Consider the following 6,766-nt stretch of genomic DNA (forward strand, 5'->3'; position numbering starts at 1 on the left):
CGTCACGGACGGCGACGGTTGCCGTCGAAAACCGGTCCGAATCGCCGCTGGGACTGTATTTCGCGGCGGTCTTCGTTTCCGCATCTCCGAGCGGGGAACGCTCCGGCGAGACGGTCGCTCCCGCTCCCGTCTCCGAACCGTTCTCTTCGTCCTCGCCCCGCTCGGACTCGGCGTCCTCCTCGGCGGTCGCGCCGTCGTTCCCGACGTTCGGCCTGCCGGGTGAGGGCGCATCCGATGGGTCCGCCGGATACGGTCGGTCCTCGCCGCGAAGGCGCGCCCAGAAGACGGGAAACAGTCGGTCGAACGATTCTCGGGCGCTCACGTCGGAGAGCAGCGTCGCGCGAAGCGCGGTCCGCACACTCCTGCGATCACGGCGTTCGACGGCGGTGAGCGCCCGTGCGGCCGAGAGCGCACCATCCCCAGGGATGTTCGCGCCCGTTCGATCGAGTTGTACCGTGAACTCCACGAGTTCGGCCCGGAGCCTGTCGGCGGGACGGTCGGACGGCGGGGAACTCACGGCTCGGCGTGCACCTCCGCGAGCAGGGATTCGAGCACCTCGTCGTCGATTCGTTCGACGTCCTCGGCGTCCTTCAGCAGACAGCCGAGGGTCTGTCGAGCCGTTTCAACCGAGAGGTGTTCATCCTCGCCGTCTTCGCCACCGTCGCCGAGGACGGTCAGGGCTTCCGCCCAATCGAGCGTTTCGGCGAGGCCGGGACGCTTTCTGAGCGGGCGGTCCCGGAGTTGCTGGGCGACGCCGCAGACGTCCGCCGCGAGTCCGTCGGCGAGTTCCGGCACCTTCCGTTCGATGATGGCCCGCTCCTTCTCGACGGACGGCGGGTTCACGTACAGGTACAGACAGCGCCGTTTCAGCGCGTCGCTCAGTCCTCGCGTTCGGTTCGAGGTGAGTATCACGACCGGCGGCGTCGTGGCCTCGACGGTGCCGAGTTCGGGGATGGACACCTGAAAGTCCGAGAGGATTTCGAGCAACAGCGCTTCGAACTCCTCGTCCGCGCGGTCGACTTCGTCAACGAGGAGCACCGGTGGCCGGTCGCCGTCGCCAGAGAGTGCTTCGAGAAGCGGCCGGGAGAGCAGGTACTCCTCGTCGAAGACGGAGTCGTCGTCCGCGACGCCGCCCTCGCCGGACTGGATCGCGAGCAGTTGCTTCGTGTAGTTCCACTCGTACAGCGCGTTCTCGGCGGCCAGCCCCTCGTAGCACTGGAGACGAACGAGATCGGTGTCGAACCCCTCGGCGAGCACTTTGGCGAGTTCGGTCTTCCCGGCACCGGGTTCACCTTCCACGAGAAGGGGTTTGCCCATGCGCAGTGCCAGCAGGACCGTCGTCACTATCTCGTCCTCGGCGACGTACTCCTCGTCGTCGAAGACCGACCGAAGCTCCGTTTCCGTCACGGAGTCAAACCCATCAGGACCCGTCATCGATACCCTCCGGTCGCGCCGCGCGGACTCGTCGGTTCCGTCGTGTCAATCACACTCACCCATTGGGTGCGGTCGTTCAAGACTTAGTCGGCGGCGGCCCCCCCGCCGTTGGCTCGTTCGACCGCGGCCCTGAGCGCACGCTTCGTGTACACCGTCAGGAGGTGGGCGCGGAACTCCGCGGACGCCTGTACGTCGTCCATCATCAGCATCTCGTCCAGATCGTCGCCCGCGTGGTCGGCGGCGTCGGCGAGGGAATCCTCGTCCGTCGATCCGCCGACGAGCGCGTCCTCGACGGGTTCGAGGCGGACGCCGTGGTCCATCACGCCGTTCGCGGCGACACGGGCCGAGGTCACCTCGTCGCCGTCGACTTCGAGTGCGGCGGCGACGCCGACCATGGCGTAACCCGAGGACGGACTCGGTTTCTTCGCGTATGCACCGCCGATTTCGGGCGCGTTCGGGAGCCGGATTCCCGTGAGCAGTTCGTCCTCCCCGACGTCCGTCGCGTACATGCCGAGGAAGAAGTCGTCAACCGGAACCTCGCGTTCGCCGTCACGACCTTCCACGACTATCGTCGCGTCCGCCGCGAGGGCCGCCGCCGGGAGGTCGGAGGCAGGGTCGGCGTGCGCGAGGTTGCCGCCGATGGTGCCGCGGTTCCGTACCTGTACGTCGCCGATCTGTTCGACCGTTGCCGGGAAGACGGCCACGTTCTCCGCGAGGTCCGAGGAGTTCACGACGTCAACGTAGTTCGTCATCGCGCCGATCGTCGTCTCGTCGCCGTCCGCCTCGATACCCGAAATGGAGTCGATACCGCTGACGTCGATGAGTGCACCGGGGCTGGCGAGGCCGGACTTCATCGTCGGGAGCAGGCTGTGACCGCCCGCGATTATTTCGGGGTCCTCGTCCGCGTGATCCTCCATCAGATCGAGCGCCTCGGAGACGCTCGACGCTTTGTAGTAGTCGAATTCTGCCGGGAACATCAGTTCTCACCTCCGCTTTCCTCGACCGCACGCCACACGCGTTCGGGCGTCAGCGGCATGTCGATGTCGTCGACGTCGAACGGTTCCAACGCGTCCGTGACGGCGTTGACCAGTGCCTGTGGCGCGGCGATGGTGCCCGCCTCGCCGACGCCCTTCACGCCGAGCGGGTTGTGCGGGCACGGTGTCACCGTGCTTCGCGTCTCGATTTCCGGGATGTGTTCGGCCTTCGGAACCGCGTAGTCCTGCATCGATCCTGTGAGGAGCGTGCCGTTGTCGTCGTACACCGCGCCCTCGTACAGCGCCTGTCCGAGGCCCTGTGCGACGCCGCCGTGGACCTGCCCTTCCACGATTTTCGGGTTGATCTGATTGCCGACGTCGTCCACCGCGACGTAGCGTTCGATGTCGATTTCACCCGATTCGGGGTCGACTTCCACGACACAGGCGTGGAGTCCGAACGGGAACGTGAAGTTCTCCGGGTCGTAGAACGAGGTGGCTTCCAAACCGGGTTCCATGTCGTCCGGGATGTCGTGGGCGAGGTACGCCTGCCCGGCGATTTCCTGAATGGAGACGCTCTTGTCCGGTGCGCCGACAAGTTGGAATTCTCCATTTTCGAACTCCACGTCGTCCACGTCGGCCTCAAACTGGTGGGCCGCGATCTTCCGCGCCTTCTCCACGATCTTTCCGGCGCTCGTCGCCAGCGAACTGCCGCCGACCGCCGCACTTCGGCTTCCGTAGGTACCCATTCCCTGCGGTACCTCGTCGGTGTCACCCTCGACGATCTCCACGTCGTCGTAGGGGACGCCGAGTTCGTCCGCGATGATCTGGGCGTAGGTCGTCCCGTGGCCCTGTCCGTGGCCCGACGTCCCGCAGTAGGCGGTGACGGTTCCGGACGACTGCATGCGGACGAGCGAACTCTCCCAGAGTCCGGCCTGTGCGCCGAGTTGTCCGGCGAGTTCGGAGGGTGCGAGCCCGCAGGCTTCGATGTACGCCGAGAGGCCGACGCCGATGTAGCGACCCTCGTCGCGCAGTTTCTCCTGTCGCTCGCGGAGTTCGTCGTAGTCAAGCGCGTCCAGCGCCTCGTCCAGCGTCTTCTCGTAGTCGCCGCTGTCGTACTCGACGGCGACTTGCGTCTGATACGGGAAGTCGTCCGAGTCGACGAAGTTCTTCCTCCTGAATTCGGCCGGGTCCTCGCCGATTTCGCGGGCCGCGAGCGTCATCATGCGCTCCACGACGTAGGACGCCTCCGGGCGGCCAGCGCCACGATAGGCGTCCACGGGTGGAACGTTGGTGAACGCGCCGTCCACGGAGACGTGAATGGCCGGAATGTCGTACTGTCCGGATAGGAGCGTTCCGTACAGATAGGTCGGCACGGCCGGTGCGAACGTCGAGAGGTAGGCACCAAGAGCGGCCTTCGTATCCACGTCGAAGCCGGTGATGTGGCCGTCCTCGTCCAGCGCCATCTTGGCGTGGGTGACGTGGCCGCGTCCCAGAGCGTCCGTCTCGTAGGTCTCGGTACGGGTGGCGACCCACTTCACGGGGCGTTCGAGTTCGCGGGCACAGAGCGCCGTCAGCGCCTCGTCCGCATAGTGGTGAATCTTCGACCCGAAGCCGCCGCCCACGTCCGGCGCGCGGATGTGGAGTTTGTTTTCGGGGTGGTCGATGACCCCGGACATCAGCAGGCGGTGGAGGTGCGGGTTCTGGGAAGTCATGGCCACCGTAAGCTCGTTGGTGCCACCGTTGTACTCGGCCACCGTCGCCCGCGGTTCCATCGCGTTCGGGATGAGATACTGGTTGTGCAGGTCGGCTTCCACGACCGTCGCGGCGTCCTCGAACGCCGCGTCGGTCGTCTCGGCGTCGCCGAGTTCCCAGTCGAGGGCGACGTTGTCGCCTTGGTCCTCGTGGAGCACCGGCGCGTCGTCTTCGAGCGCCTCCGCGGGGTCCGTCACCGCGTCGAGACGGTCGTAGTCCACGTCCACCACGTCGGCCGCTTCCCCTGCGATGTAGCGGTCGTCGGCCACGACGACCGCAACCGCGTCACCCTGATAGCGTACCCGGTCGCTCGCCAGAATCGGGTGGGCCGGGGTTCGGAGACTGTCGAGCAGCCATCCGACCGGCAGTTCTCCGGGGACGTCGAAGTCCTCGGCCGTATAGACCGCGACGACGCCGTCCATCGCCTCGGCGTCGCTGGTGTCGATGGAGTTTATTTTCGCGTGGCCGTACTGGCTCCGCGTGACGGCCATGTGCAGCATGTCCGGGCGCTGGATGTCGTCCGTGTACTCCGCGCGACCGGTGATGAGCGACGGGTCCTCGCGGCGCTTGATGGCCGAACCGAGGACTTCCTCGATATCAACGTCGTCCGCGTCCACGGTTTCGATGGACATCTCAGTCCCCCTCCGCAGCGGTGGTGGCACCCTCGGCCCGCATCTTCTCGGCGGCGGATTCGACGGCGTTGACGATGTTCTGATAGCCGGTACACCGACAGAGGTTACCTTCCAGTGCCTCGCGGATTTCCTCCCGCGAGGGGTCGGGGTTCTCTTCGAGGAACTGCTGGGCCGTCATTATCATGCCCGGCGTGCAGTAGCCACACTGTAGGCCGTGTTCCTCCTGAAAACTCTCCTGAACGGGGTTGAGTGCTGGACCGTCGGCCAACCCCTCGACCGTCGTTACGTCGCATCCGTCGGCCTGCACCGCGAGGACGGTACAGGATTTGACGGCGTCGCCGTCGAGGTGCACCGTACACGCCCCGCAGGTGCTGCTCTCACACCCGACGTTCGGTCCCGTGTATCCCAACTCGTCTCGGAGTGCGTGGACGAGCAGCGTTCGTGATTCGACCGTGAGGTCCTTTTCCTCGCCGTTTACCGTGATTGTGATGTCGTGTTCCGTCATAACAGATCCCTGATTTTGTCCGTAATTCCGCCGCTGTCGTCGGTTTCGACGTCTCGTAGCTGGTCCTCGATGTTGCCGAAGAACCGGTTGACGACGCGGTTCGCCACCGGATTGATGACACGCTGGCCCATCTGCGCGACGCGCCCGAACACGTCGGTTTGGGCCTGCCAATCGACGGCGACGCCGTTCTCGGTTTCCTCCAACTGCATCCCCGCTTCGAGTTCGAACGAGGAGTTACTGGCCTCACCCTCACCCTCTGCCGACATGTGGCCGAACTCACGCTCGGTGATGGTGACGACCGTCTCGAAGGAGGGTTTGACGCTGCCGACGCCGATCTCCATCAGCGCCGCGTAGTGTGCTCCCTCCTCGAACGCCCGTTCGGCGATCTCCTCGGTGTCCGCCTCGGGGAGCGTCGGTGGGTCGTCGTCCGACACCTGCTCGCGGAGCCCGTCGAAGTCAACGTCCTCGTCATCGACGCGCACGAGGAATTGACAGCCCGGCAGTGCCTCTTTTATCATTACCGGGTCGGAGAGCGCCAGCCACGCCTCCTCGCGGGTGGTGTCCGCGATCTCGAACGTGTCACTGAACTCCACGCGAACTCACCGTCCTCCCGCCGTCGTGATTCTTGGAATCATCTGTCACATGTAATCATTATGGAATAGACAATAAGGCTTTTCCCGAATTCGGCGACCAATCCCGGTTACGGATGGGGAATAACTTTCATTTCTCCGCCCGTACAGTTCTCCGTGACGAACCGGGTTTCACGACGAACAGCGCTCGACCGGACGATAGGGACGCGTGCAACGCTTCTCGAAGGTGGGGTGACGAATCAGGTCCCTCCGGCAGAAGTTACCGATCGTGTCCTCACGGAAGCCATCGTCGCGTCCGCCGACGTTCCACCACACGACCGGGCGACGATGGACGGCTACGCGTTCGCCGCCGCTGATGGCTATCCCCTCCGCGTCGTCGGCGACATCGGTGCGGAGGGCGAGCCACCACAAACCGAGACGGGCGAAGCGATCCGAATCGCCACCGGCGCGTCGCTTCCCGACCGTGCCGATGCGGTTCTGGAACGCGAACGGTCCGAACTGGAAGAGGAGAACGGCGAGACCACACTCTCCGGTCCACCCGTCGAACCCGGACGGAACGTCTTCCGCCGCGGGACGACCGCGAGGAGAGACGAAACCCTGTTTTCGGCTGGCGATCGACTGACCTCGCCCGACGCCGGTCTGCTCGCGGACATCGGCGTCTCGAACGTTCCCGTCCGCGAACCGTTCTCCGTCCGCATCCTCGGCACCGGCACCGAACTCGTTGCGGGCCGCCAACCCGACCGCGATTCGCCGATGCTCGCCAACCTCGTGGCGTCGTGGGGCCACGAGCGTCAGGTCGTCGCTCCAGTACCCGACGACCCGGACGCGGTTCGGGACGCCGTCGCGGAACACGCCGCCGCGGCCGACGTGCTTCTGACG

At 65.5% G+C, this 6,766-nt stretch carries 6 protein-coding genes and 1 pseudogene; 1 reads left to right on the plus strand and 6 read right to left on the minus strand.

From position 1 onward, the window contains the following. From WBV42_RS04255 to WBV42_RS04280, 6 genes and pseudogenes are all read right to left on the minus strand, one after another. Positions 1-517, minus strand: a pseudogene (locus WBV42_RS04255) (hypothetical protein); the annotation flags it as partial. Then, positions 514-1,434, minus strand: a complete 921-nt coding sequence (locus WBV42_RS04260) for an AAA family ATPase (RefSeq protein ID WP_423984926.1) — start codon at positions 1,432-1,434, stop codon at positions 514-516. The pseudogene WBV42_RS04255 and the gene WBV42_RS04260, both read right to left, overlap by 4 nt. Before the next feature lie 83 nt (positions 1,435-1,517). Further along, a complete protein-coding gene (locus WBV42_RS04265; protein WP_423984927.1) occupies positions 1,518-2,411 on the minus strand; it encodes an FAD binding domain-containing protein in 894 nt (297 codons plus the stop codon). Continuing rightward, positions 2,411-4,792 (minus strand): xanthine dehydrogenase family protein molybdopterin-binding subunit, encoded by a 2,382-nt coding sequence (locus tag WBV42_RS04270; protein ID WP_423984928.1) that lies wholly within the window; start codon positions 4,790-4,792, stop codon positions 2,411-2,413. The genes WBV42_RS04265 and WBV42_RS04270 overlap by 1 nt, the downstream gene beginning before the upstream one ends. 1 nt (position 4,793) lies before the next feature. Beyond that, entirely contained in the window at positions 4,794-5,297 is a 504-nt protein-coding gene (locus WBV42_RS04275; protein ID WP_253228958.1) for a (2Fe-2S)-binding protein, read from the minus strand. Next, complete coding sequence (locus WBV42_RS04280; protein ID WP_423984929.1) at positions 5,294-5,890, minus strand: CoxG family protein; 597 nt, start codon at positions 5,888-5,890, stop codon at positions 5,294-5,296. The genes WBV42_RS04275 and WBV42_RS04280 overlap by 4 nt, the downstream gene beginning before the upstream one ends. A gap of 153 nt (positions 5,891-6,043) precedes the next feature. Between WBV42_RS04280 and WBV42_RS04285 the strand changes: the two genes are divergently transcribed. Continuing rightward, positions 6,044-6,766 (plus strand): molybdopterin-binding protein (locus WBV42_RS04285; protein ID WP_423984930.1); only part of this gene is annotated, 723 nt, incomplete at its 3' end.

Source organism: Haladaptatus sp. (assembly GCF_049589095.1).
Taxonomy (GTDB): domain Archaea; phylum Halobacteriota; class Halobacteria; order Halobacteriales; family Haladaptataceae; genus Haladaptatus.